Source organism: Maribacter halichondriae, assembly GCF_027474825.1.
Lineage (GTDB): Bacteria > Bacteroidota > Bacteroidia > Flavobacteriales > Flavobacteriaceae > Meishania > Meishania halichondriae.
Window position 1 is genome coordinate 4,290,735 of the sequence record NZ_CP107030.1, and the last position, 24,326, is coordinate 4,315,060.

The following is a 24,326-nucleotide window of genomic DNA, read 5'->3' on the forward strand; positions in this document are numbered from 1 at the left end:
GATTATTTTTTCATGTCCCTTTTTCCGTACTTCTTCGTTAAAATTTTAGACCGTAGCTAGCTCCTACGCTAAAGCTTCAGCGGCACGCGTAAGGCTATGCTAGAAAATTTTGCCTAAAAGGTCAAAAAAATGACCTATAATTCCGAAACTTCGGGATTAATCACAAAATCCTAAACAGGCTCTTAGAAAAATCCAAAGACTTTAAAAATACTTTTTGCCCCTAAAAAAATCGACAAGGCAATAATAAGTATTCCAACTACATTCTGAAATGGCTTATTCTTGTATTCGCCCATAACCGATGCTCGATTCACCACCCATAAAAGAAAGACCGCAATAATCGGTAACAAAATACCATTGGCCACTTGAGCGAATTTGATAATCTCGATAGGTTTAATTCCGAAAGAAAGGAAGAAAACTCCAAGACCCAGAATAATCATCCACACACTTTTAAATCGGATATCCTTCAAATCGGCATTCCATCCAAAACAGCTGTTCGCCACATAAGCGGCCGCCAATGGGGCCGTTATAGCCGAAGTAACACCCGCGGCAAAAAGCCCGATACCCATAAAATATTTAGCACTCTCACCATATAGGGGCTCCAAGCCTTTTGCAAGATCCATGACACCATTGACTTCCCCCGGGAATCGCCGATGCAGCAATAATAATCGCCATAGAAACCACTCCACCCAGGGAGATCGAAATAAAAGTATCCCGTCTAACACTACCAAGGTCATCTTTTGACTTCCATTTTTCACTGATCAAAGAGGCATGTAGGAATAGGTTATAGGGCACAACCGTTGTACCTACCAAGGCGATGACCATCAACAAACTACCGTCGGGCATTTTTGGGAAAAAAAGTCCTTCCAACACTTTTGAAACATCTGGTTTGGTAATGATGGCGGTCAACAAAAAAGAAATACTCATGACCAAAACCAATGAGACGAACACTTTTTCCAGCGTTCTATAATTACCTATATATAAGAGGAAAAACGCAAGTCCACCTATGATAAAAGGGTAAAATGAGCTGAATTCACTTCCGAACATGGCTTCCAAACCCAATGTGGCTCCACCGATATTACCTGCCTCGTAGGCAGCATTCCCAATGACAATAGCACATAAAATAATTCCTATAACCAACATTCGAACCCACGGGGTTTGCAGTTCTTCTTTGATAACATCCGCCAAACCCCTTTGGGTAATAATGCCCAGTCTAGCGGACATTTCTTGTAATACAATAGTCGCCAAAATCGACAAGAGCATCGCCCAAAGCAGTGCGTGGCCGAATTCCACCCCGGCCAAAGTACATGCCGTCACGGTTCCGGGGCCGATAAATGCAGCGGCAATCAAGACCCCAGGGCCAATTCTCTTGAACATAAGATATTCGATTTTTCGTCTTCCGTAAATATAGTTGGTATAGGTCAAAATATATAAAACCGAGTGGTCGAATTACACCACAGTTTTAACAGTTGTACATGTATTTCATCTAAAAATTTGCAGTTCGTCTAAAAACAGGGTGTCATACATCGATGGTTTATACGATTCGTAAAAACACAGGGTTATTATTATCCCAAATCGAACCAAATCAATCTTTCTCGCCACCAACGGGAAAATAAATTAACCTACTTGAATGAACTGTTTAGAATGTAACAAAGAACTTGGCTATCTAGACCACAAAAACGCTATGGATTCCCTTGGTGTTGAACTGTGCGAAAATCATTTTTCGCGAATGCAAAAGTTGATTGCTCAGAATGAGACCCCCTTAGAGGCTATTCAATTGTATTATGGTCTAAAACAAGCCAATGTAAATGCCATGTTGGAATGGTGGGACGGGAAAAAATCGGTAGACATTGCGATTTCGCGCGTGAAGCTCAATATCGAAATCGACACTAAATACCACATGCTCACCCATGAACAGGCGATAAACGATTTAGAGGAGGCGATGCACTCCTTTAAGAATGGATTTACTACCATCCGTATTCCGCATGTATTGATCAAACATTATCTGAAGGAAACCGTGACCAATATCCTCGGAATCATGGAGGGCCTAAAGGCCAACATCAAAGTAATTTAAATGTAAAGTCATGACAGCTGTAAAAAAGATTTTAAAGACTCCTTTACGAATATCCATTGCAGTTTTATTGGTCGGTATGACGGCAAAAATTATGCAGTGGCCTTTCGCAAAAGAGATTATGCTCATCAGTTTTGTAGCTATTGGCATCTTGTACACTGCTCGCTTCTGGAAAAAATCCGAAAAACAATATGTCGATTATGTCAAACTCATTTTGGTCATGTTCTGGACTACGAACGGCATACTTCGTATACTTGATTTTCCATATACCCTGTTCTTTCAAATCGTTACCGCGATTACCTTTGTCATCTGGTTTGTTATGGAAGGAACGGCCTATTTCATGGATGAGGACCGAAGGGCGAAAAACACCCTTTCCCATATTCTATGGAATTGTACCCTTGTCGCCGGAACCTTAGGTATAATATGTGGTAGCCTTCTCAAAATACTATATTGGGAATATGCAACCCATCTTTTATCATTGGGTATTACCATGGTAGCCGCCTATATTCTCAAAGATATCTTTCTGCCAAGTTCTACGGAGGATGAGGAAGGTAATAACGAAGAATTCCAATTATAACATAAGAAAACTTGATTTTTGGATAAATGGATGCTAGATATCTAAAAATCCCACTTTTGGAACTACCCAAACTCTTTTGCAGTATTTCGGCCCTACATGGATAAGACATTCTCATTGTCCTAACTTCATTTTGTGCTCCCTATAGAATTATTCGTATCTTATTTCTCGAAATAATCATCCAAAAATGAGAAATTTAGATCGTAGGAATTGGCTCCGTACGGTTGGCCTATCCAGTGGATTTGCCTTGTTGGGCGGATTCGAAAGTTTTGCCCTTGAAACTTCGATAAAATCCCCAAAATTAGAAGGACTTGTACGTTTGAGCTCCAACGAAAACCCATACGGTCCCTCAAAAAGGGTTCGTGAAATCATTACCAATACTTTTGACGATGCCTGCCGATATCCCTTTGGCGCCTTATCTAGTTTGGTGGAGATGATCGCCGAAAAAGAGGGCGTTACCAAAGACCATGTGGTCGTTACAGGCGGTTCGACCGAAGGATTAAAGGCAGTAGGCCTAACATACGGGTTGAACGGCGGTGAACTTATTGCTGCCGACCCCACATTTCAGAGCATGCTTACCTATGCCGAGACCTTTGGCGCCCATGTACATCGCGTTCCTGTAAATGAAAATATGGAGCATGACCTAGAGGCCATGTCTAAAAGAGTGAACAATAAAACCAACCTGATTTTTATTTGTAACCCGAACAATCCTACGGGTACTTTGCTCAACAAAAATGCCTTAAAAGACTTTTGTGCGTCCCACGATAATCAGGCGATGATTTTTAGTGATGAGGCCTATTATGATTTTATCACGGAGCCCGAATATCCTTCCATGACAGAATTGGTCAAAGAAGGTCGAAATATTATTGTTTCAAAGACCTTTTCAAAAGTATTCGGTCTCGCAGGAATGCGCATCGGATATTTGATAGCACGACCCGACATCGCCAAAAGATTAAAAGCCAGCGTTATGGCAAATACGAATATCCTGGCTATCGAAGCCGCCAAAGAAGCATTAAGGGATAATGAGTTCTACAAGTTCAGTGTACTGAAGAACAAAGAGGCGAAAGACCAAATCTATGCGACCTTGGATGGATTGGGACTGGAATACATTCCCTCACATACCAATTTTGTATTCTTTAAAACGGGTCGTCCAGTAGATCAAATCATTTCGGCCATGCAAAGAGAAAATGTATTGATCGGTAGGCCTTTCCCCCCATTATTGGATTGGGCAAGAATAAGCACGGGAACGCTGCCACAAGTAGCTGAATTTAGCAAGGCCTTAAAAAAGGTTATGGGCTAGTTTCAGATTTGAATCCTGAGTTTTTTTATTTTTTTTGATTCTACCCTCATTTTAACGGGAATATTAAAATTGTCCCACAAAGTAATATTGATCAAATGGTCGATCTGCTCGAAATAAGCTTTCTTGGTCTGTGGTTTGTTTACTATATCCTGTTCCCTTTAAAATGCAATGAGGTAAAAGTCCCTCCTTGGGAGGGATTTAGGGAGGTCGCGTCCGAATAAGAAATCCCGATAAGCGATTTTGGTTTGCCAGACTAGTACGCTGACCTCCCCTTACCCCTCCCAAAGAGGGGATAGCTCACAGTCGGGATTGGAATTTCTCAAAACTATGAACGTTACAAATTATTCATAATGTTAGCTGTAGAACCAACTCTTTAAATCACCTTAAACGTCCTTTTTCAGCTTAAAAATCACTTACCTTTCATCGATGAAGTACTATTTTTAAAGGTTTTAGCGTTTTTCTAAAATTTCTTTTCATAGAAGATTTCTAACATTTTAACCTAGTAGGCGACCACATGTCGAATTTTCTCACGTTACATGGGAGGCCAAATCCTTTTACGCCTATCTCAGGGTTTTATATATATAGAATTTAAAACCCGATCTTATGGAAGAAAAAACTACCCTGAACGATTACTTGGTTTATAGTTATTGTTCTTTTTGCTTTTTTTGGTCACTGTATATTCTTTTTCTTCAGTAGACCATAGTACCGTTTTAAACAAGAGTCCATCCCAAAATGTTTTGGGATGGACTCTTTTGCATTATATGTTGAACTCATTGAACTCGTCTTGAGTTGTTGTTTGACACCGAAATTTTTGGCTTTTGTGCCCTAATGAAGACTTTTTTGAGCAGCATAGCCGTAGCTACGGTGGGAGGAAAAGACAAAATTAGGGTGCAAAATGTGAAAATTGCAGGTAAAAGAATAACTCAAGACGGGTTCATTGATATATTCGGAATCTTGTCGTAATTTCTGTCCTTAAATTTTCAAAGATGGAAAAACAAAGACGAGCCTTTATGCAACAGGCGGGAATCATCGCCGCCTCTACCGCCGTTATGCCAAGCATGGTATTTTGCTCCCCTAGACCACAAAAAGAAAAACTAGGTATCGCCCTGGTCGGATTGGGCTATTACAGTACCGATCTGTTGGCCCCTGCCCTACAGCTCACAAAACATTGCGAATTAAAAGGAATCGTAACGGGCAGTCCTGAAAAAATTCCGGATTGGAAAACCAAGTATAATATTCAGTACGAAAACATCTACAACTATGAGAATTTTGATGACATCGCTAACAATGATGCCATTGACGTGGTCTATGTGGTACTGCCACCTTCGATGCATGCGGAATACACCATACGTGCCGCCAAAGCGGGAAAACATGTTTGGTGCGAAAAACCTATGGCCCCATCCGTAACAGAATGTGAGGCGATGATTAAGGCCTGTAACGATAATAAAGTAAAACTCTCCATAGGATACCGTTGCCAGCACGACCCCAACATACAAACTTATATGAAAGTAGCTAAAGAGCAGACCTTTGGAAAAGTAAAAATGGTTACCTCCGCAGCAGGATATTTTGATGGACGTACCGACCACTGGAAACAGAAGAAAGCCATGGGTGGTGGTGTTATGGGCGATATGGGCGTTTACGCCATTCAAGGGGCTCGCTTGGCCACAGGGGAAGAACCCATCTCCGTTTTGGCCCAAACGTTCACCACGAGACCAGAAATCTATCATGAGGTCGAAGAGACGGCAATGTTCCAATTAGAATTCCCCAGCGGTGCCCGAGCCGCCTGCCATACGAGTTACGGTATGCAAATGAATTATTTGAAAGTAACCTATGAAAAGGGTTCTTTGCAGATGGAACCCCATTCATCCTATAGTGGAAATAACGGCAGTATGTCCGACGGTACCCTAATTAATTTTCCTTTGGAAAACCAACAGGCAAAGCAAATGGACGATGACGCCCTCGCCCTCATGAACAATAGTGATTTGCTCGTGCCCGGCGAAGAAGGACTTCGAGATATTCGCGTGGTCGAGGCGATTTATAAATCCGCTGTCATGAATTGTGAGGTGAAAATTTAAGTGGTATGCGATTAGTACAACTTGTCCATGAGACTTTGGGTCGTAAAGTAGCCCTTGTGGAAGAACCCAACGTAAGAGTGCTTATCAATTTTACTTCGGTCTATAAAATCGCCACTTCGGCGATCAAGGCCGGTGGAACACTTACCAAAATTATTCTTGAGAATCGCTCCGATGAACTCTTGGATTATGATTCAATCTATGAAGGAAAGTCCGAATGGAAACTCTTACCCGCTTTCGACCACCCCACCGATGTTACCAAACTCATGCTCGCCGGAACAGGCTTGACACACAAGGCCAGTGCTGAAAATCGCCAGAAAATGCACGAGGCGGAGTCCGAAAGTGAACTGACCGATAGTATGAAAATGTACCTGATGGGAGTTGAGGGAGGGCATCCAAAAGAAGGTGAAATCGGAATACAGCCAGAATGGTTCTATAAAGGCAACTGTTCGGTGCTACGGGCACATAATGATGATTTGACCATTCCCGATTACGGGGATGACGGGGGCGAGGAGCCTGAAATTGCCGGAATCTATATCAATGATTCAAACGGAAGCCCATGGCGTATCGGTTTTGCGACGGCCAATGAATTCTCTGACCATGTTATGGAACGGAAAAACTATCTGTATTTGGCTCCCTCAAAGATTCGTAATTGTTCCCTGGGTCCCGAATTGGTCATCACGGATGATTTTAGCGATATCGAAGGAACAGTCCGTATCATTAGGAATGGAGCAGTTCTTTGGGAAAAGACCATACGAACAGGCGAAGTTAATATGTCGCATAGCTTGAATAATTTGGAATATCATCATTTTAAATATGCTAACCATCGTATTCCCGATTTGGGGCACATCCACTTCTTTGGTGCGGATGCCTTTAGTTTCGGGGAGAAAATCACCTTGAAAAACGGGGATATTATGGAGATCCATTGGAAAAACATGGGAAGACCATTAAAAAACCGACTGACAATTTCGGAAAAAGAGGAATTCACTATTTCCCACTTTCGATAAAAAGTATACTACGCAGCCCCGATTTTCGTTTATAAAGTATCATGAAAAGAATATTTTTTCTATTGATGGCTATATGCTTCGGCTTACCTAACCCGCTTCAGGCAGGTGAAATTGATTTTAATCATAAAGCCGAATGTACTTCTGAACCCTCGTTGGCAAAGACAGCCATTACCATTACCTCTCCGAAAAGCGGAACAATTTGGACGGCACCAGGCGTGGTGACCTTGGAATGGGTTACCAAGAATATACCCGCCAACAAAACGATAAAATTTTACCTTTCCAAAGACGATATGGTCGTTCAGGAGTTAGGTGTTTTCAAGAATATCGGATTTTCGGAAGAAATAAAAATCTCACCGGGCCTTCAGACCGGAAATAACTATCGGGTCGTAGGGATCGAGCTTTTTCCCGATGACAAGTACAGTATCGCAAAATATGCCACGGGACTCTTTACCATCAACAAATTGCCGAGAGAAGTAAAACCCATAGTTCAGACAGTACCTGAAATAGAACCTTTGCGAGACACCTTCGACGGAAGGGCCTTGAACTATGTTCAAGAACTGGAAGTGACCGGCACAAGCATTCAAATCAATCTTTGGGACCATAGCCGAAAAGATGGGGATATTGTATCAATATATTTAAATGGCGAGGCAATTGTCTCAAAGTATGCCTTGGAATACCACAAAAAGAAGGTAGAAGTTGTTCTAGACCCTTCAAAACCGAACGACCTATTTTTGTATGCCCATAATTTGGGTGAATTTCCGCCCAACACGGTCTCCATTGAAATTGTGGACGGTTCTTCCACCGAAAACATCATACTCAACTCCGATTTGAAAAGTTGTGAGGCGGTTTCGATCAACGTGAAAAAATAACAATTCGCTTCATGGGAATTTTGTAAATTGGACCAGCAGCAATCCTGGAGTCCCGTTGATGCTTTCAAGTTGCAGTCCAAACCGAATAAGTCTATCCTTAGAACCGCCTGAATGAAAAAAATTCTATACGCCCTGTTGGCCATACTAGCTGTACTGGCCGGTATTCTCATATTCAATACCTTGGCCCTCACCTCAAAACAAATCGACCCCGAACCCTTGGAAAAATTGGATATCCCCGATGCAGTCTTGCAAAACCTTTCAAAGGCGGTGCAGTTTCCAACGATTTCCTATAGTGAAGAGGCCATTCCCGATTCCACGGCCTTTAACGGATTTCACAGATTTTTGGAGGAGACCTTTCCTTTGACCCATGAAAATCTTTCCTTGGAAAAGATTAGCGATTATAGTTTATTGTATACGTGGAAAGGATCTGATTCATCGAAAAAACCCATCATTCTGATGTCACACCAAGATGTAGTGCCAGTGGATGAACCCACCCTTGCCGATTGGGAAGCAGGACCGTTCACAGGAAAGATAACCGCAACGGATATCGTTGGCAGAGGCACCATGGACGACAAAAGTTCGTTAATGGGATTGATGGAGTCCGTTGAAAGATTGCTAAGCGAATCGTTTACACCTTCACGTACCATTTACCTTGCCTTTGGCCATGACGAGGAAGTAGGTGGGGAAAATGGTGCCGGCCAAATCGCCGAATATTTAAAGAAAAAAGGAATTAAGGCCGCAATGACACTTGATGAAGGTGGTTTTCTTGCAGAAGGCATGGTTCCCGGCATCGATAAACCCGTAGCCATGGTAAACTTGGCAGAAAAAGGGTTCGCCTCTTTCCGGTTGATTGTTGAAACAACAGGAGGACACAGTTCGCAACCTCCGCGTGAAAACACCATCGGAATGCTTGCCAAAGCCATCGTTGACCTTGAAAACAACCAACTACCCTATAAACTAGTTGAACCCATTAACTACCAATTCGAATATTTGGGTGCCGAAATGCCATTTTTTCAAAGGTTGGCATTTGCCAATCCGTGGTTGTTGAAATCGCCTGTACTGAAGGGGCTGAATGCCCATACTACGACGGCTCCAACTATTATAGATGGCGGTGTCAAGAATAATGTGATTCCTACGGTAGCGGAGGCGACCATTAATTTCAGGATTCTTCCTGGTGAGACCATTGAATCCGTTAAGCAGCATATTCAGAATACTATCAGCGATAAAATTCAGGTAGAACCTGTAGGTTTCCTGACGGAACCCTCACCTGTTTCGAGTATTGATTCCGAAAATTTCAAAAACTTAGAACAGACCATACGATCCGTCTTTCCAGATGCAGTTGTAGTTCCTGGGCTTGTTGGTGGAGGCACCGATGCCCGTTATTTCTATGATATTTCAGATGATGTATATCGGTTTTATCCTATGCGAATCAATCCTGAGAACTTGACAGGTTTTCATGGTATTGACGAAAAAATCAGCAAAGAAAACTATAAGGAAATCGTTGCTTTTACCTACCACTTGATCAAGGGATTCGATTAGATAAGATTGATTTTGAGCGTTGTGAATCTTGAGAAATTCTGGCCTGATCTCGTATCCATTGAAATTATTGATGGTTCGAGTACCGAAAACATTATTCTAAACTCCGATTTAAAAAGTTGTGAGGCGGTTTCGATTAAAGTTAAGAAATAATCAAGATTCTTGTAGAAGTCAGGAGCCTTTGCGCTGTATTTTTTGATAATTTAAATTCTAGGTAGCTCGTTGAAAACGAGCGATATCTAGGTCATTCAATCGCGGTCATCCATAACTATTCTAAATTTATCGAATGTTAAACCACCAGTACTTGGCGCGAGCAAAAACTCAGTATTAATATGTTTCACAACTTGCTTACCACTATAACTAGTCTTTATAAAGCCCGATGTTATTATAGTCTTACTCTTGACGGCACTTAATATCGCAGGGTCAATTTTAGATTCATAAAAAATGGGCTGCCGACCTAAGGTTATAATATCACCTTCTTCTAAAGAGTTGAAATTATCGGATAAATTTGTAGGGGAAAACTTATATGATGCATTAAAAATGGCATAATTATCATCGATTATATAGTCGACATAGGTTAAATTAAAATAATTACTTATCCCAACATTATTACTATTGTGTATGAATTCGTCATTGCTCAGGGCATAAATTGCAATGGGTCTATTTTTATCACTGCCCCTTCGAGCACTAAGTGTATAAGTAAAACTATTAAAAAAGGCTCCTAATGCCTCTCTCGTTCTGATTTGATATCCACTTGTTGCATCTGAAGGGAGGAATTTAAATGGAATTTTATAAGAGATTGAAAGCCATAATGGTTCTTGTAATCTTAATTGTCCAATTGTATATTTAACGATTTCTTCCGTATTACTTTTTATTTCTTCCTTTGCTGCTTGAGCTTTTTTCTGTGATCCAATATGTAATATTAGAAAAGAAGCCCCAAGCAATATGACAGAAAAGATTACATGTAAATTATCTTTTATTATCTCCATTATTTTTCGTAACAGCATTATATTTTTTGAATTTACTAAAGTAAAGATATACCCACTGCGCAAAGTCACCCGACTTTGAGCCGCTAACAACTGGATAATCATAAATATACTATAGACTAAAATCACGGACAGCCCGAACCAGAAATCTTCTGCTTTCGACCTCCTTGTTATAATGATACGAGGTGTTGCCATCACGGAATCGTAGAAGACGCGCTTGGTATTGATCATAGTCCGTGGCACTCCAGTAGAGTCCATCGGCAAACTCACCGCTATTGTCAGCGCCCTGTCCGATGTTCTTGTACATAAGCCGCAGTTCTTCTAAAGTTGGTAACCGCCATCCGTCACCGAGTTGGTCATGGATTATCATGGCATCTTGCCAAGGCATGGGGCCCGCATCATCTACATGGGCTATTTTGCCCGTTTTGTTGGCGGAATCCATTGAAAAAATAATTCCGCCTTCATGCCTATCGCCGATATTAAGTTTTGAAAATGCATCTTCAGTGCTGGGGGTCTCAACTTCAACTTCTTCGGAAGGGAGGGCATTGTTTTGTTCAGATACTTCATCTTCGCTTTTCTCAACTGCACTATTTTCTTCCAAAGGGGTTATATCTTCTTCGGTGCTGCTATTGAATATCGAGAAGGCAATTACTGCAAAAATAGCAAGTAAGGCCACTACCGCTCCAATGAGCATCCTTTTTTTTGTGTTGGTCTTTTGACCGTTTCCAGATTCTTCAAACGCTGCGTTGGTCTCGGCCGCATGTTCTGCTTGTAGTGATGTTTCGATCCTAAGCCTCGCTTCTTCTTCCCGAAGTCGGTTCTCTTCCGCTCTGTTTTTTGCTTCGGCCTCTTGTTGTAATCTATGTTCCTCTTGCGCCCGTTTTTTGGCCTCCGTTTCTTCCTTCAGCCTTTGCTCCTCATCGGCCCTTTTTTTTGCGTCAGCCTGTTCCTTCAGTCTTTTTTCCTTTTGTTCTTTTTGTTTTAACGCGACCTCTTCCCTTTGCTTTCTATCCTCTTCTGCTTTTCTTTTGGTTTCGGCTTCTTCCTTAATTCTAATTTCCTGCTCGGCCTTTATTTTTGCTTCCTGTTCTTCGGAAAAAGGTATTGCCAATTGATCCTCCGTATCGCCATTGGTTTTCTGCTCTGCTACGTTGTCGTTCGATTGTCTTTGGTCTGAACTTTTGGTAGATGGAGCTACTACCCATTTCACGCGGTCAGCAATATGCTTGATTGCTTGCTCGGTCGAGTCCCAATCACTTAGTGGCTCCGCTCCTTCGGGCAAAACTTGCAGTTCCTTAAAATTAAAATTATAATCATCCGACTTAAAATCGATATCCCAAGGACAATCATCGAGAATTATCGGAATAACAATTGTACCGTCTTCTTTGTATCGGTCGATAACTCTTTTGAATTCCAATTGTTGGATGAATTCAGAATGCATAAAGGCATTACTTACCAAAAGAAGGAATATATCGGCTTTATTCAATCGAGATTCATCCCGAGGTTTCCAGGGTTGCCCAGAATCAATGGGGTCATCGTGCCAAAGGGTTATATTGTGGTCTTCTTCCAATGGCCCCAAACGATGCAAAATTGGAAGCACCATTTCTATATCTTCACTGGCATATATTGCGTAAATGTTCTTTGTAGAATCCATTTCACGAACAAGTTAATGATTATTGCGCAAATTTTAAGATACTCCGCGACCTAGCCTTTCCTAATTCAAGCAACGCAGCAAAAATTTGGAAGGTTTAACTGCAATGGGTTGGCTTTGTCAAGGGTAGACTTTGCGTTGTGAGGGTTATGATTATCCAACCCATTGTTTTGCTTGTACTTCGAAGCTCCTTTCTGTGAACAACTGAGTCCGCCATAGGCAGACTCGGTTGTATTTGGCTTAATTCTTAAAAAGATTACAAACTAGAGGTAGTGGGTTTTGTTGTGGTAGTCATGTCGCGAACACATTGATAGTTACCGTCAATATTTTTTTTGGAAATAGGACCTATAATTCCCATTTTCCAATTTTGTGCTTGAAGAATCGAATTCTGTCCAATATTCGATCTCTAACGTTGTATACCCTTCTGCGAAGATGTCGACCTCCTTGTACACGTTATAATTTCCCGTAGTACCTTTTGCAATATTCTCGACGATGCCTTCACGTACTGCTACTTTGCCCTTGCGAGGTTGTTGATTTCGGCCATAACTGATAGCGTCGTCACTGTAATAAGCAACAACAGCATCGGCATCCTTGGCCTTTTCACCGGCAGCAAATGCATCTTCCATGGCCTGTATCTTTGCCTTCAAGCTCGCCATATCGGCCGTATTTATTTATCCAATTGGTTGATAAACTGATTAAAATCATCGTACACACCCTTTCTTGTCCAAACTTCGATATTGAACTACTAAAGTTATACGGCTTAAATGCTATTTGGCATAAGCGGATTAAGTAATATTTTAAAAATCAATAAAGCATAAAGGCCACCGTAATAATTCCTATGGCAGCCACTGGCACAATAATGAGCATGTAGAGAAATGAGATAAAACTGGCTTTAAAAAAAGCGCCAACCCATGAACTCCTGTAAAAATTTCGCAAGGCCAGCATTAGGTAAACAATAAAAGAGAGGTAAATAAGCACTTCAATCCAAGTTGGAATCTCCCATACTTTATTCACTAAAAGAATGACACAAAACGAAGTGAAAATAAAAGTGAAGAAATAAAAGCTAAACACCAAATGGTGGGCAAAAGTGGCCGGTTTCCAATAAAAAAATTTCAGAAATACGGCAAAAATTGGTAAAAGTAGAAACATGGCAATAGGAATAGTATCATATAAAACCTGAAGAATACCCCCACCCTGTTTTTCATAAAACTTCAGCATTTGGGCATAGAACCTGCGGCTAAAGGCATTTGCATCTTCCTTCATTCCCATGGCCTTAAATTTTTGACCTAACGGGGCTCCAATAGCGATGAGGGAGTCCAACAACTCGCGCTCAAATCCTAATGATAAATTGACTTCCTGCGGATCTGAGGTCATTACCGAATCCAATTCCATTAATTCTTCGTCCGAGATACCAATAACCTTTTGATTTTTTTTTAGGGCAGCTTTGGCTTTGGCTACCTCAAGAGAATCTGCATTAACCGCAAGTGAATCTAGATTGATTTCCTGTTCAAAACCTTTTTTAAATGCCTCAGAAACTTCATTATCTGCTTTCCGAACGGTAAAAGAAAAGATGAAAAAAAGACTACCGAGATAAAGAGGTAAAACTGGGCAGGATGTAAGTATTTGAGCCGTTTCCCATCTATAAAACGCCGAGCAAGAACACCTGGCTTTAACATAAGCGTTGCAAAACTCTTGAAGAACCGAGCATCTATAGAGAAATAATTTTCTATCGTATTACTGAACAAGACACCAAAAGTGAGATTGTCCGTGGCTTTCATACCACAGTGAGGGCAGTAGTCAAAAGATGAATCAAAAGTTTGTTCACAGTTTTTACATTGTTCGGTGGTTGGCATATGAAAAGCTTTGACTAAAATTACAAAATAGATAAGATAACGCACGATGTGTATATATCAACTTTAGAAATAAGCAATTGATTTCTACAGCCATGTCTATTGCAGTACTACACTACCTTCTTGTACATGAGGGGTTTATACCCCCTTGGTATAAACGACTTAGAAAGAACAACCAACAAAATCTTTCCATACCAATTTTCAAATTCCAATGCTGATTGAAGGTATTACAAATGCATTGCTTGGGACTTGGTTTTTGCGATTAGCCGAGCCATCCTTCACGGTCCAAACTCCGATATTGAATGGCCTCCCCTATATGGTTCCCGTTTAAGTCTGTCGTGTTCTCTAAATCGGCAATAGTACGTGCCACCTTTAATATGCGGTCATAGGCACGGGCGGAAAGGTTCAGCCGCTCCATGGCGTTTTTCAACATGGTTTTCGAGGCTTCGTCCAGTTTGCAATGCTCACGAATCTGCTTGGTGTTCATTTGGGCGTTGTAGTGCACATTATCCAATTCGTAAAAGCGTCTACTTTGTATTTCCCTTGCCGCTGTAACACGTTTTCTAATATCAACACTGGGTTCCCCCTTGCGGTCTTCTGAGAGTTTTTCGAAAGGTACCGGAGTAACCTCAATATGAATATCGATGCGATCTAATAGGGGGCCAGAAATCTTACTGAGATACCGTTGCATTTCTGCAGGGGAAGAGGTTACCGGGGCATCCGGGTCATTGAAATATCCACCCGGACTCGGATTCATACTCGCCACCAACATAAAACTACTTGGGTATGTTACCGTAAACCGTGCCCGTGAAATGGTCACTTCGCGATCTTCCAACGGTTGGCGCATCACTTCGAGCACGCCTCTTTTGAATTCGGGCAGTTCATCCAAAAATAAAACTCCGTTATGCGATAATGATATTTCACCCGGCTGAGGATAGGCCCCTCCACCGACTAGGGCGACGTCGCTAATTGTATGATGCGGACTTCGGAAAGGCCTTTGACTCATCAGCCCCATATTCTTGATCTTGCCGACCACGGAATGGATCTTGGTCGTTTCCAAGGCTTCCTGCATGGTCATTGGCGGTAGAATCGAAGGCAATCGTTTGGCCAACATGGTCTTACCTGCCCCTGGTGGACCAATTAGAATAATATTATGTCCGCCTGCGGCAGCGATTTCCATACAGCGTTTGATACTCTCCTGTCCTTTTACATCGGAAAAATCAAATTCAGGAAAATCGAGGTTTTTATAGAATTCTTCTTCGATATCGACGATGGTGCGTTCCAAGGGTTCGCCCTTGTCAAAAAACTCGATGACCTCGGAGATATTTTCGATTCCGTAGACTTCCAATCCATCAACAATGGCCGCTTCTTTAGCATTTTCCTTGGGTAAAATAAATCCTTTAAAACCTTCTTCAAGGGCCTTTATAGCAATGGGCAGGGCTCCTTTTATAGGTTGCAGGCTTCCATCCAACGAAAGCTCTCCCATGATGATATATTTCTCAATGTTCTCGGATTGTATCTGATTCGATGCGGACAAAATACCCAGCGCTAAGGTCAAATCGTAGGCGGAGCCTTCCTTTCTCAAATCGGCAGGGGCAAGATTCAATGTGATTTTCTTACCTGGAATTTTATACCCATTGTTTAAAAGGGCCGCAGCTATCCGATAGTTACTTTCTTTAATCGCGTTATCCGGAAGGCCTACCAAGTGATATCCTACACCGATGTCTACATTTACCTCCACGGTAATGGTGGTGGCCTCTACCCCAAAAACGGCACTTCCGAAGACTTTTGTAAGCATAATTCTACTTTATGCCTAAATGTAAGTGTTTTTATGAAAAAATAGGCTATTCGACCAGTATCGTTTCTCGTACCGAAATCGGCTTCCCGTAAGAGGTGAATCCTTCAAGAACAATTTCATATTCCCCGGGGATATCGGAAGTATAAAATTCATAAGCTAATTGCTCTCCTTGTACAGCAACTTCAGGTTCCCAAAAAAGTTGGTACCTAAAATCGGGAATTCGTTCATAATCATTGTCGGAATCTTGATATCGCTGCTTAAAATAATTTTTCTTTGGAGCGGGAAGTGTCATGGACTGATTTGCTATATCCTTGGCCTGTTCGGTTTCAAGAAAATCGCCGTTGGTCGTTTCTATCGCCACCATACCATGATATTTTTTATATCCCATAATCAATGGATCACGTAATATGCTCATTTTTTCGACCGTTCGGGCATTAAAATCAAGCAAGTCGTCATGATTGGGAATGAATACGCCATCTACCAAAACCAAAGGCGGATCGCCCGCATAACTGTCATCATACGATTCATTATCTTCTTTTACCCAAAAGGTATATTTCCCGCTTGGTAGTTTTTTTACCCAGACATTTTCAACAATTTCCACCAAGGTCTCTCGCAAGGTGTTGAATCGGGTATAATCATCGAGCATAAAAATTTCGGGTACTCCCCCATCAAAAGGATCTTTTTTGTTTATGGATAAAATGGAATCGGGCTTTACACTATAATAACCATTCTCGATCTGGTTGTATACGCTACGTTGCACAATGGTCTCTTCCATATCGGGCGAAATAGTATGGTCTGCAAATTCAATTCCGTTATACTTCAAATCATGTTCTTTTAAAAATCGAACCGTGTAGTTTTCCGGATTATCATCCGCGACCTGCGCCAATATGTTGGTAACATCATACTCCTTGCGCACGTAGGTGTAAAAATTGCCATCCTTATCGGTAATGGCGGATCGTATTTGAAAATTCGTGCCGGGGATGGATATCACTAACGTCTTTCCTTCAACAGGATTGCCCCCGGCTATGGCGCTGACATTCCCAAAAAAAGTTCGCCCCGTTGTTCAGGAAGAAAAATAGAATCGTTAACGGTTTTCCCTATTGTTTTGTCAACACTTAAATAGGCGCTGGAATAATCCACCGCGTCTAAGGGTCTATCAATGCTCAGCGCATCGATTTTTCGCACACTTATGGAATAGTTGCCATAGCCCAAAGGGCCCTTGAAATTTCTAGGAATCAAGGCTACTTTTTCGCGTTGGCCATACTGTTTTTTATCAGTTAGTAACACTATAGTGCCATCATCCTTCTTCTTTTGGTCGGTCTGCCCAGGCCGCGTTTCTACGTTAATATCGGATATAGAAGTGGAGTCGATCTCACTGGCTAGTATAGCCTCTTGATCACTACGATACGGGTTTATAATGGTAATATCATCTTTAAACAATTGCCCTTGCCCTGCATTTTTCATCCATTTCGTATAACCGATAAGTTTATAGTTTCCCGAAGGTATCGACACCGGAATAAAAAAATCACCTTGGCCCCTTCCTTTTTCCAAGCGCACCTTTTGAACGAGTTGGGTAGGCAGGTCTTCACCTACCAATTCGATATAGGCCATGCTGCTGATCGTACTCAACTTGTTGGTCTGGGCGTTGATACAATAAAAGCTATAATACACATATTCACCGGGAAGCAGTACCGATGCGTTGTAGTGCACAAAGACCTTTTCCAAAGGCAATTTTTTTAATTGCTGTAACTCATCTTGGTTCTTTACCACATATTGTGCGGAAACCAAACCACATTGCACAAAAAGCAAACCAAACAATAGCGTTATTTTCTTCATAATTTTTTAATTTATTCAATCCAAAAATCAGGTACTTCATCACTGCCAAAAAGCGTACAATCACCACAGGCACGGGGAACTGTCGTTGCCGAAGAAAGTCCTCCATTCGAATCAACTTGTGTACTATAGTATGCCACTAGTTCTCCATGTATACTTTCAATCAAAGATAAGGGGCTAAGCGTGGCACCCGGCCCCGGGTCACAATACGAACGATGCGAAATGCTTCGCACGGTCGGAACACAACTTATGGGGTATACTGGCAAAGGCTCACCCGGAAACAAGTCTTCGTAATCGAAATAAATGCGCTGCTGTGATACCGATGCGACCTCAAAATAGCCAAGTGCGTTTTGACCTGTTGCACTTGCCGATTTTATATTACCTTCCAAAAAACCCGGTTGCACTTCGGAAAAAACACTTTCTGAGTTCGAAAAACTTTTAAGCGTATTGTAGTAATTATAGGCTTCTACCGATTGCACATATTGTTTCACCAAAATACTATAGCGATGGCTAATGATAAAATTGGATCGATCGATAAAACGTACAGGATTCCTAAGTATCCTATTTTCCTGTAGTCCGACGGTTGTGGCCTGGATGATTTCTTCGGAAGGTTTGGTTTGATAACAAACTCTTTGTTCATCTGGACCCCGAACTATAAAGTCAAGGTCAAAGGTCGGTACGGGCAGCGCACAGGATCATAATTGGTCAAAACGTAATCGAGTGGTCTCCATTCAGGGGCGATGATCTTATAGGTTTCTTCGTAATCGTAACGGAAATACTGGGTGTTTGCAGCGGTTCCTAAACCATCTACATGGATAAATACCCCTTCAGTATTGTTTTCGTTGCGACCACGCTCAACATTTACATTCTCGAGTACAGATTCATTTTCATACTTTTCCTGATTTGAAATATAAGAAGCACCACTTTGTGTATCAAGCCTCAAGGTATAAAGTACACCGGGCTGCGCTGCAAATTCACTATCCGATACATATTTTCCCGGTTCAGACTCGCTAAAGGCATACACGTTGCCTAGTTCATCCTCGACACTTACACTTGCCTTTTCTTCGGGTTCAAACGTGCTGCGTCCCAAGTTCTGCAAATCAGGTCGAAAAGAAGGGTCATAAATACTATCTACTTCGTTGACCACAGCAAAATCACGTGGACGGCTAAGACGTACAAATTGCCTTTTTATTTCATTGGTTAAGGTCGCCTCGACGACCAACCCGATTTGCTGATCCGGAATTTCGGTATTGATGTCAAACGGTTCGATACAACCCATGAAGGTTGAAAACAAAATGATATAGAAAATAGGTCTCTTCATTGTTAAATTATTCTTCCCAAAAATCAGGTACTACATTACTTCCAAAGATGGTGCAATCACCACAAATTCTCGCTGTTACCAAATATGGACCTTCACAAATTTCCGGTGGAATCGAATTATCTCCAAAATACTCAATACTTTCTCGCTGAATCTGTGGAATCAATTTTTCGGGACAATGTAAAGGAGGCGGCGGACTTGGCCCATCACGTTCTGGATCCCCTAATTGGGGACTAAAAATGCGGTCGCAATTAAACTCTTCTTGAAAATACGGTGGTAAATCTTCCCCCGGAAAATAATCCACATAATTGAAAAACAATCGTTTTTGGTCGACGGCCACAACATCGAAAAAGCCTAGAACATTTGAATCTCCACTTACCGAACGGATATTACCCTCTAAAAAACCCGGCTGAACCTGACTGAAAACATTTTCGCTACTAGCAAAACTATTTAACGATTCATAATAATCATAGGCTTCTTGAGATTCTAAATATTGTTTGACCAAAATACTGTAGCGATGCGACATAATGGGGTTATTGCGATTGATAAAACGTACGATATTTCGTTGTGAACTAGAAATTTCTAAATTGACGGTATTCTTTAACTGAATCTCAGAAGAAGCAACGGTATTATAGCACACTTGCTCTTCTTTAGCTCTAGGCACCAAGCGTACTGCCGGTACCTCGAGCGGTACATTGCCGTCATTCAATATTTCGAATTCAAAAGGCGTCCATTTTGGGGCAATTATCTTGTATGCTTCCTCGTAGGTATATCTAAAATTATTGGATTGGTTCGTGGGATCCGAACTATCGGCATAAATAGCAATTCCGTCTTCACCAAAATCATTAATAATTCGTTCGGCATAGAGCTCATCAATACGGGATTGACCTGAAAAAGACATCTCTTTTGACTCATAAATCTCACCATTTGAAGTGATAATATTCAGACTATATCCGATATTCTCTACCGCGGCGAATTCAGAATCGGATAGGTAAACTCCCGGAGTGATTTCGGAAAAAGTATGTACCATTCCAGAATTTTCCGCTATTTCAACCATTGCCCCAGATTCGTATTCGACAAACGAAGGTTCTATGGAGTCGAATCGAACACTGGGTACAAAACGTACTTCTGGGTCAAAATTGATAATACTATCCTGACTCAAAGAAATCGTTCTACTCAACTTCACTTTTTGTTTTTTTACCTCATTCGTTAGGGTTGCTTCGGCCACCAAAAGCGTATCGGTTGTTTCGATTTCCGTAGTAAAGTCAAACGGTTCAATACAACCTATAAGCAGCACTAAAATTGATATTTTAAGCAAATATCTGTTCATATACCTTGTTTATTCTTCCCAAAAATCGGGTACAACATTACTACCTAATTTAGTACAATCACCGCAGGCCGTCGGTAGTGTAAAATACGAGCCAAATTGGTCCATAGTCGGGTTGTCGTTCGTTGAATGATATACCACGATCCCTGCCAAAATTGCTTCAATCAAAGGCGATTCACAGGCCCCATCGCACTCCCTAAAACCAGCGCAGTGATAGCCCAAACTGTATAACAAGGGATTTCCAGGTGTTCCGCAATTAATGACATATGGAGGAAGCTGCTCATCAGGAAATAAATCGGCATAGTTAAAATACATGCGTCTTTCACTTACTGCGGCCACTTCAAAATACCCGAGCACATTCTCGTCTTTATCGGTTGCCGACCTTAGATTACCTTCTAAAAAACCTGGTTGTATTTGCGAAAAAATATTATCCGAAGAAGAAAAATCTCCCAATCGTTCATAATATGAGTAAGCATCCTGAGTCTGGGTAAACTGTCGCACCATAAGACTATATCGATGTGAAATGATATAATTTTCCCGATTGATATACCTTACACTAAAATCATCCACCTTGTTTTCGGTCAAACCGACGGTGGAAGTTTGTATCAATTCGTTAGAAGAAGCCCTGCCAAAACAAACACGTCGCTGCTCGGTACGTGGTTTTAAATCGACCTGATAAGGTATTGTATCACAGGCGATATAATGAACCACTTCGAATTCAAAAGGGTCATAGTTGGGCGCAATTATTTTATATGTCTCATCATATTCGTACCTAAAGTATCGAGGGTTTCCGGGGAAGCGATATTATCCAAAAGAATGCTAACACCTTCTTCACCTTCATCATTGACTAGCCGTTTGGCGATAACATCTTCTATCGGAACATTTTCGGGTGTCGTTACGGTTGTTGATCGATACGATTTGCCATCGGTGGTTTCTACATTCAGGGTATAACTGGCTCCGGTTTGAGCTGCGAAGGAAGTTTCGGAAAGATAGACTCCCGGTTCAGTTTCATTAAATCGATATATATTTCCAGTATCATCCTCTATTTCGACCCGCGCACTTTGCTCGGTGGCTGGGCCTTCGGCCTCAAAGGAATACGTGCGGAATAAGGTCACTTGGTGTTGTTTGAGTTCAGTCGTTAATAGGGCATCTATGACCAGGGCGTTTTCAAAATCGTCCGTCTTTGCGTCGAAAGGTTCAACACAACCCAAACAACAACATCCGACCAAAACAATGGCCAAACTAAATCTTATTATTTTCCTCGTTTCAAACACCTTGGGACGTTTCTCTTAAAACTTAAAATTATACGTAATTGAAGGTATCGGCACCGCAAAGATGGAACTCTGAAGTGCTTTGACTTCACCGCCCTCCGTTACAAAAAATACGGAATAGGGGTTGTTCCTGCCCAAAACATTATAGACCGAAATCGTCCAAAAACTATGGGCCAGTTTGTTCTTTTTGTGATTGCCTTCGATGTTGATCCCCAAATCCAATCGATAGAAATCTGGAATCCGGAATTCATTGCGATTACTGTAATACACATACTCCGCATTGTTGAACTGATAGGTTCCGATAGGATAGGTTACCGGGCGACCGGTCTGATACACGAAATTGGCCGAAATACTGTAACGCCTCGTAAACTTATAGTTAGTGATAAGACTGACATCGTGCGGTTTATCATAGTTCGAAGGAAAGAAATTTCCGTTATTGATGCGCTCTTCGCTGAACTCACTATCGAACTTTATCAACGAGCGGGAATAGGTATACCCTAGCCAGCCATTTAATCTGCCTCTGCTTTTGCGCAATAATAGCTCTACGCCATACGATTGACCCTCCCCTTGTAATACTTCGGTTTCAATCGTTTGATTTAGCAGTAACTGGGCCCCGGTCTTAAAATCAAGCACATTTTGGGAAGTCTTGAAGTAGCCTTCCAAACTAAGTTCATATTCGTTCTCTTTTAGGTTTTGATAAATTCCCAAAGAATACTGGTTACCGCGTTGGGGTTTTATATTGGTGTCCGACAATTTCCAAGTATCAATGGGTGAAACCGTAGTATTGTTCGAAAGGGTGTGGATAAATTGATAGCCATTGTTGAAACTGGCCTTCAACGATAGGTCGGGTTTTAGAAAATATCGGGCCGACGCTCGTACCTCTGGACCTCCATAAGTCTTGATTATTTCGTTATTTCCATATTGAACGGAATCTATTCGCGTACCCTCATTGCGCGGAACCCCATCTTGGTAAATACGCTGTTCCGATGCGCCGAGGGCCGCATAAAAAGAATAACGAAGTCCGACATCGACCAAGAGCCTGTCGGTTATCTTGAATTCATCCGAAATGAACAAGGCGGATTCCAATGCTTTTTCCTTGGGAATGGAAAGCGGTTGAATGACCGATTCGTTTCCTTCGGGAGAAATGAAACCGGGTTTTACGCCATACACTTTTCCGGCAAGGCCATAGTTCAACGTATGCTTATCATTTAGAAAATAATTCAAATTTAATTTCAGTTCGGTCTCGTCGATGCTATAGCCCAAACCAAAATCATTATTGGATTCCCCGTCAAAATCGATATTGAATCTATATTGACTGTTCGCTACAATAAGACTACCGGTATTCTTCTCATTGAATTTATGGTCCCATCGCAACGAAAATCCGCGGTTGCTATAGTTATACAGTGAATCGGATGTAATACTAAAGGCATCACGACTATAATATCCCGTAGCGCGAACATCGTTGTTCTCATTGATTTTGTTGTTGTATTTGATGATTCCGTCGTAGAACGATGCAGAACTGTTGCTTAACGATTCCTCATCCAACGACCTTAAAATCCAATCGGAATAGGCACCCCTTGCCCCTACCATCAATGCTGATTTATCTTTGGTCAACGGAATTTCCAAGGCCAGATTCGCGGTAACGGGTCCTATGGATGCCTCACCGGCAAATTTCTCCACATTACCGTCCTTGGTCTCGATATCGAAGACCGAGGATAGCCGTCCTCCGTATTCCGCAGGAATATTTCCTTTGTAAATATTTACTCCTTTCGTTGTAAAAGGGTTCAATGCTTGAAATATTCCAAAGAAATGTGAGGGATTATAGATGACGGCATCATCCAAAAGAATGAGGTTTTGATCCGTCTTTCCACCGCGGACATTGAATCCCGTTGCGCCTTCGCCGGCGGAAGTAATTCCAGGTAATGCTTTCGCCACTTGTAAAATATCGCGCTCGCCTAAAACCAAGGGAATATTTTTGGATTCTTCGGATTCAATTTGCGTAGTACCTGTATTCGCTTCTTCGACGTTTTTCGCGGCATCGGCCTCGACCACGACTTCTTCAAGCATTTCGAGACTTTCCGACATTTCGAAATCAAGCGTTCCGTCATTGTAGATGATGACTTCACGTTCAGCCGACTGAATGCCCATTGCCCTCGCCTGTACTACATTCTGACCCGGAGGAAGCTGTATTCTATAATAGCCATTCGCATCTGTAACCGTGCCGATACCTCTACCTTTCACAAGCACCGAAAGATCAGGTACGGACTCCCCATTTTTGGTACGTACATAACCCTGCAAGGTGTACCGAGATTTTTCAGAATCTTTATCCGCTTTACCAATACGAACGGTTTCCAGTTTCCGATTGCTTGAGGCCTGTTGTGTGTTGTAAAATACAGGGTTGATGACCTGTTTTTCTTGAACTATTTCCTTTTCGACTTCCTCTTTTTCTTCCTTAAAAAAGCCTTGTGGAAGTTCATCGTAGATGATATTATTGTTCGTAAGGATGATTTTCTGCCCATCCAACAGATAGAAATTTAACGAAGTATCCTTAAAAATATCGTTCAATATCGTTGCCGTAGGCGCTTCATTGTAGTCACCGGAAACAACTTTGTCGCCCAACCATTGCTCGGCATAATAAAATTTGTAGTTGGTCAGACCTTCAATTTGGCCGAGCACCTCTTTTATAGGAGTGTTTGTGAACTGCAATGAAATTTTCTGGGTACGCTCTTGATCTTCATTTTGCCCGAAAGTCAGCAAACAAGAGGTTAGTAAAACAATATAGAGTAAGTTGGTCTTCGCGTAGTGTTTCTTCATTTCGTGGTCTATACTAGTATTCAAAAACGTTAAAAGTTGGTTTCCAAATGAA

The 24,326-nt window shown here is 41.6% G+C and carries 21 protein-coding genes and 1 pseudogene; 7 read left to right on the forward strand and 15 right to left on the reverse strand.

Annotated features, from left to right (window positions below):
* Positions 1-182 precede the first annotated feature (182 nt).
* Positions 183-1,374 (reverse strand): annotated as a pseudogene (locus N8A86_RS20135) (Nramp family divalent metal transporter).
* Between the two features lie 253 nt (positions 1,375-1,627).
* On the opposite strand from N8A86_RS20135, the gene N8A86_RS20140 reads away from it, so the two are divergent.
* From N8A86_RS20140 to N8A86_RS20170, 7 genes are all read left to right on the forward strand, one after another.
* Positions 1,628-2,071: a hypothetical protein gene (locus N8A86_RS20140; RefSeq protein ID WP_273567008.1), complete on the forward strand. Its 444-nt coding sequence runs from the start codon at positions 1,628-1,630 to the stop codon at positions 2,069-2,071.
* A gap of 10 nt (positions 2,072-2,081) precedes the next feature.
* A complete protein-coding gene (locus N8A86_RS20145; RefSeq protein WP_273567009.1) occupies positions 2,082-2,645 on the forward strand; it encodes a hypothetical protein in 564 nt (187 codons plus the stop codon).
* Between the two features lie 184 nt (positions 2,646-2,829).
* Positions 2,830-3,942 carry a pyridoxal phosphate-dependent aminotransferase gene (locus tag N8A86_RS20150; protein ID WP_273567010.1) on the forward strand — a complete coding sequence of 371 codons (1,113 nt, stop codon included), beginning with the start codon at positions 2,830-2,832 and terminating at the stop codon, positions 3,940-3,942.
* Positions 3,943-4,928: 986 nt separating this feature from the next.
* Positions 4,929-6,017, forward strand: coding sequence for a Gfo/Idh/MocA family protein (locus tag N8A86_RS20155; protein ID WP_273567011.1), 1,089 nt, complete (start codon positions 4,929-4,931; stop codon positions 6,015-6,017).
* A 5-nt stretch (positions 6,018-6,022) separates the two neighbouring features.
* Positions 6,023-7,021, forward strand: a complete 999-nt coding sequence (araD1, locus tag N8A86_RS20160; RefSeq protein ID WP_273567012.1) for an AraD1 family protein — start codon at positions 6,023-6,025, stop codon at positions 7,019-7,021.
* A gap of 41 nt (positions 7,022-7,062) precedes the next feature.
* Positions 7,063-7,890 (forward strand): hypothetical protein, encoded by an 828-nt coding sequence (locus N8A86_RS20165; RefSeq protein ID WP_273567013.1) that lies wholly within the window; start codon positions 7,063-7,065, stop codon positions 7,888-7,890.
* Between the two features lie 111 nt (positions 7,891-8,001).
* Positions 8,002-9,429: a M20 family peptidase gene (locus N8A86_RS20170; RefSeq protein ID WP_273567014.1), complete on the forward strand. Its 1,428-nt coding sequence runs from the start codon at positions 8,002-8,004 to the stop codon at positions 9,427-9,429.
* Between the two features lie 245 nt (positions 9,430-9,674).
* Here N8A86_RS20170 and N8A86_RS20175 read toward each other — a convergent pair whose 3' ends face one another.
* From N8A86_RS20175 to N8A86_RS20240, 14 genes are all read right to left on the reverse strand, one after another.
* Positions 9,675-10,415 (reverse strand): hypothetical protein, encoded by a 741-nt coding sequence (locus N8A86_RS20175; RefSeq protein ID WP_273567015.1) that lies wholly within the window; start codon positions 10,413-10,415, stop codon positions 9,675-9,677.
* Between the two features lie 109 nt (positions 10,416-10,524).
* Complete coding sequence (locus N8A86_RS20180) at positions 10,525-12,066, reverse strand: TIR domain-containing protein (RefSeq protein WP_273567016.1); 1,542 nt, start codon at positions 12,064-12,066, stop codon at positions 10,525-10,527.
* A gap of 317 nt (positions 12,067-12,383) precedes the next feature.
* Positions 12,384-12,719, reverse strand: coding sequence for a YybH family protein (locus tag N8A86_RS20185; protein ID WP_273567017.1), 336 nt, complete (start codon positions 12,717-12,719; stop codon positions 12,384-12,386).
* A 148-nt stretch (positions 12,720-12,867) separates the two neighbouring features.
* The gene (locus N8A86_RS20190) at positions 12,868-13,455 is read right to left on the reverse strand and encodes a hypothetical protein (protein ID WP_273567018.1); all 588 of its coding nucleotides are present in this window, start codon (positions 13,453-13,455) and stop codon (positions 12,868-12,870) included.
* Between the two features lie 98 nt (positions 13,456-13,553).
* On the reverse strand, positions 13,554-13,916 hold the full coding sequence (locus tag N8A86_RS21825; protein ID WP_337251680.1) for a DUF3667 domain-containing protein: 363 nt from the start codon (positions 13,914-13,916) through the stop codon (positions 13,554-13,556).
* A 259-nt stretch (positions 13,917-14,175) separates the two neighbouring features.
* Positions 14,176-15,711: a YifB family Mg chelatase-like AAA ATPase gene (locus N8A86_RS20200; protein WP_273567019.1), complete on the reverse strand. Its 1,536-nt coding sequence runs from the start codon at positions 15,709-15,711 to the stop codon at positions 14,176-14,178.
* 46 nt (positions 15,712-15,757) lie between these two features.
* Positions 15,758-16,702, reverse strand: a complete 945-nt coding sequence (locus N8A86_RS20205; protein ID WP_273567020.1) for a hypothetical protein — start codon at positions 16,700-16,702, stop codon at positions 15,758-15,760.
* A 32-nt stretch (positions 16,703-16,734) separates the two neighbouring features.
* Positions 16,735-17,547, reverse strand: coding sequence for a hypothetical protein (locus N8A86_RS20210; RefSeq protein ID WP_273567021.1), 813 nt, complete (start codon positions 17,545-17,547; stop codon positions 16,735-16,737).
* Between the two features lie 11 nt (positions 17,548-17,558).
* Positions 17,559-18,230, reverse strand: coding sequence for a DUF4249 family protein (locus N8A86_RS20215; protein WP_337251819.1), 672 nt, complete (start codon positions 18,228-18,230; stop codon positions 17,559-17,561).
* Positions 18,197-18,865 (reverse strand): DUF4249 family protein, encoded by a 669-nt coding sequence (locus N8A86_RS20220; RefSeq protein WP_273567022.1) that lies wholly within the window; start codon positions 18,863-18,865, stop codon positions 18,197-18,199. Before N8A86_RS20220 ends, N8A86_RS20215 begins: the two co-directional genes overlap by 34 nt.
* A 7-nt stretch (positions 18,866-18,872) precedes the next feature.
* Positions 18,873-20,192 carry a DUF4249 domain-containing protein gene (locus tag N8A86_RS20225; protein ID WP_273567023.1) on the reverse strand — a complete coding sequence of 440 codons (1,320 nt, stop codon included), beginning with the start codon at positions 20,190-20,192 and terminating at the stop codon, positions 18,873-18,875.
* A 9-nt stretch (positions 20,193-20,201) separates the two neighbouring features.
* On the reverse strand, positions 20,202-20,936 hold the full coding sequence (locus tag N8A86_RS20230; RefSeq protein WP_337251820.1) for a DUF4249 family protein: 735 nt from the start codon (positions 20,934-20,936) through the stop codon (positions 20,202-20,204).
* The gene (locus N8A86_RS20235; RefSeq protein ID WP_273567024.1) at positions 20,933-21,430 is read right to left on the reverse strand and encodes a DUF4249 domain-containing protein; all 498 of its coding nucleotides are present in this window, start codon (positions 21,428-21,430) and stop codon (positions 20,933-20,935) included. Before N8A86_RS20235 ends, N8A86_RS20230 begins: the two co-directional genes overlap by 4 nt.
* Positions 21,431-21,478: 48 nt before the next feature.
* Positions 21,479-24,274: a TonB-dependent receptor gene (locus N8A86_RS20240; RefSeq protein ID WP_273567025.1), complete on the reverse strand. Its 2,796-nt coding sequence runs from the start codon at positions 24,272-24,274 to the stop codon at positions 21,479-21,481.
* Between the last annotated feature and the right edge of the window lie 52 nt (positions 24,275-24,326).

Coding starts and splice junctions, on each gene's coding strand:
- N8A86_RS20140 (WP_273567008.1), top strand. CDS start 1,628: ATGAACTGTTTAGAATGTAACAAAGAACTTGGCTATCTAGACCACAAA.
- N8A86_RS20175 (WP_273567015.1), bottom strand. CDS start 10,415: ATGGAGATAATAAAAGATAATTTACATGTAATCTTTTCTGTCATATTG.
- araD1 (WP_273567012.1), top strand. CDS start 6,023: ATGCGATTAGTACAACTTGTCCATGAGACTTTGGGTCGTAAAGTAGCC.
- N8A86_RS20145 (WP_273567009.1), top strand. CDS start 2,082: ATGACAGCTGTAAAAAAGATTTTAAAGACTCCTTTACGAATATCCATT.
- N8A86_RS20225 (WP_273567023.1), bottom strand. CDS start 20,192: ATGAACAGATATTTGCTTAAAATATCAATTTTAGTGCTGCTTATAGGT.
- N8A86_RS20220 (WP_273567022.1), bottom strand. CDS start 18,865: ATGAAGAGACCTATTTTCTATATCATTTTGTTTTCAACCTTCATGGGT.
- N8A86_RS20180 (WP_273567016.1), bottom strand. CDS start 12,066: ATGGATTCTACAAAGAACATTTACGCAATATATGCCAGTGAAGATATA.
- N8A86_RS20155 (WP_273567011.1), top strand. CDS start 4,929: ATGGAAAAACAAAGACGAGCCTTTATGCAACAGGCGGGAATCATCGCC.
- N8A86_RS20185 (WP_273567017.1), bottom strand. CDS start 12,719: ATGGCGAGCTTGAAGGCAAAGATACAGGCCATGGAAGATGCATTTGCT.
- N8A86_RS20210 (WP_273567021.1), bottom strand. CDS start 17,547: ATGAAGAAAATAACGCTATTGTTTGGTTTGCTTTTTGTGCAATGTGGT.
- N8A86_RS20170 (WP_273567014.1), top strand. CDS start 8,002: ATGAAAAAAATTCTATACGCCCTGTTGGCCATACTAGCTGTACTGGCC.
- N8A86_RS20200 (WP_273567019.1), bottom strand. CDS start 15,711: ATGCTTACAAAAGTCTTCGGAAGTGCCGTTTTTGGGGTAGAGGCCACC.
- N8A86_RS20165 (WP_273567013.1), top strand. CDS start 7,063: ATGAAAAGAATATTTTTTCTATTGATGGCTATATGCTTCGGCTTACCT.
- N8A86_RS20190 (WP_273567018.1), bottom strand. CDS start 13,455: ATGGAATTGGATTCGGTAATGACCTCAGATCCGCAGGAAGTCAATTTA.
- N8A86_RS20150 (WP_273567010.1), top strand. CDS start 2,830: ATGAGAAATTTAGATCGTAGGAATTGGCTCCGTACGGTTGGCCTATCC.
- N8A86_RS21825 (WP_337251680.1), bottom strand. CDS start 13,916: ATGCCAACCACCGAACAATGTAAAAACTGTGAACAAACTTTTGATTCA.
- N8A86_RS20240 (WP_273567025.1), bottom strand. CDS start 24,274: ATGAAGAAACACTACGCGAAGACCAACTTACTCTATATTGTTTTACTA.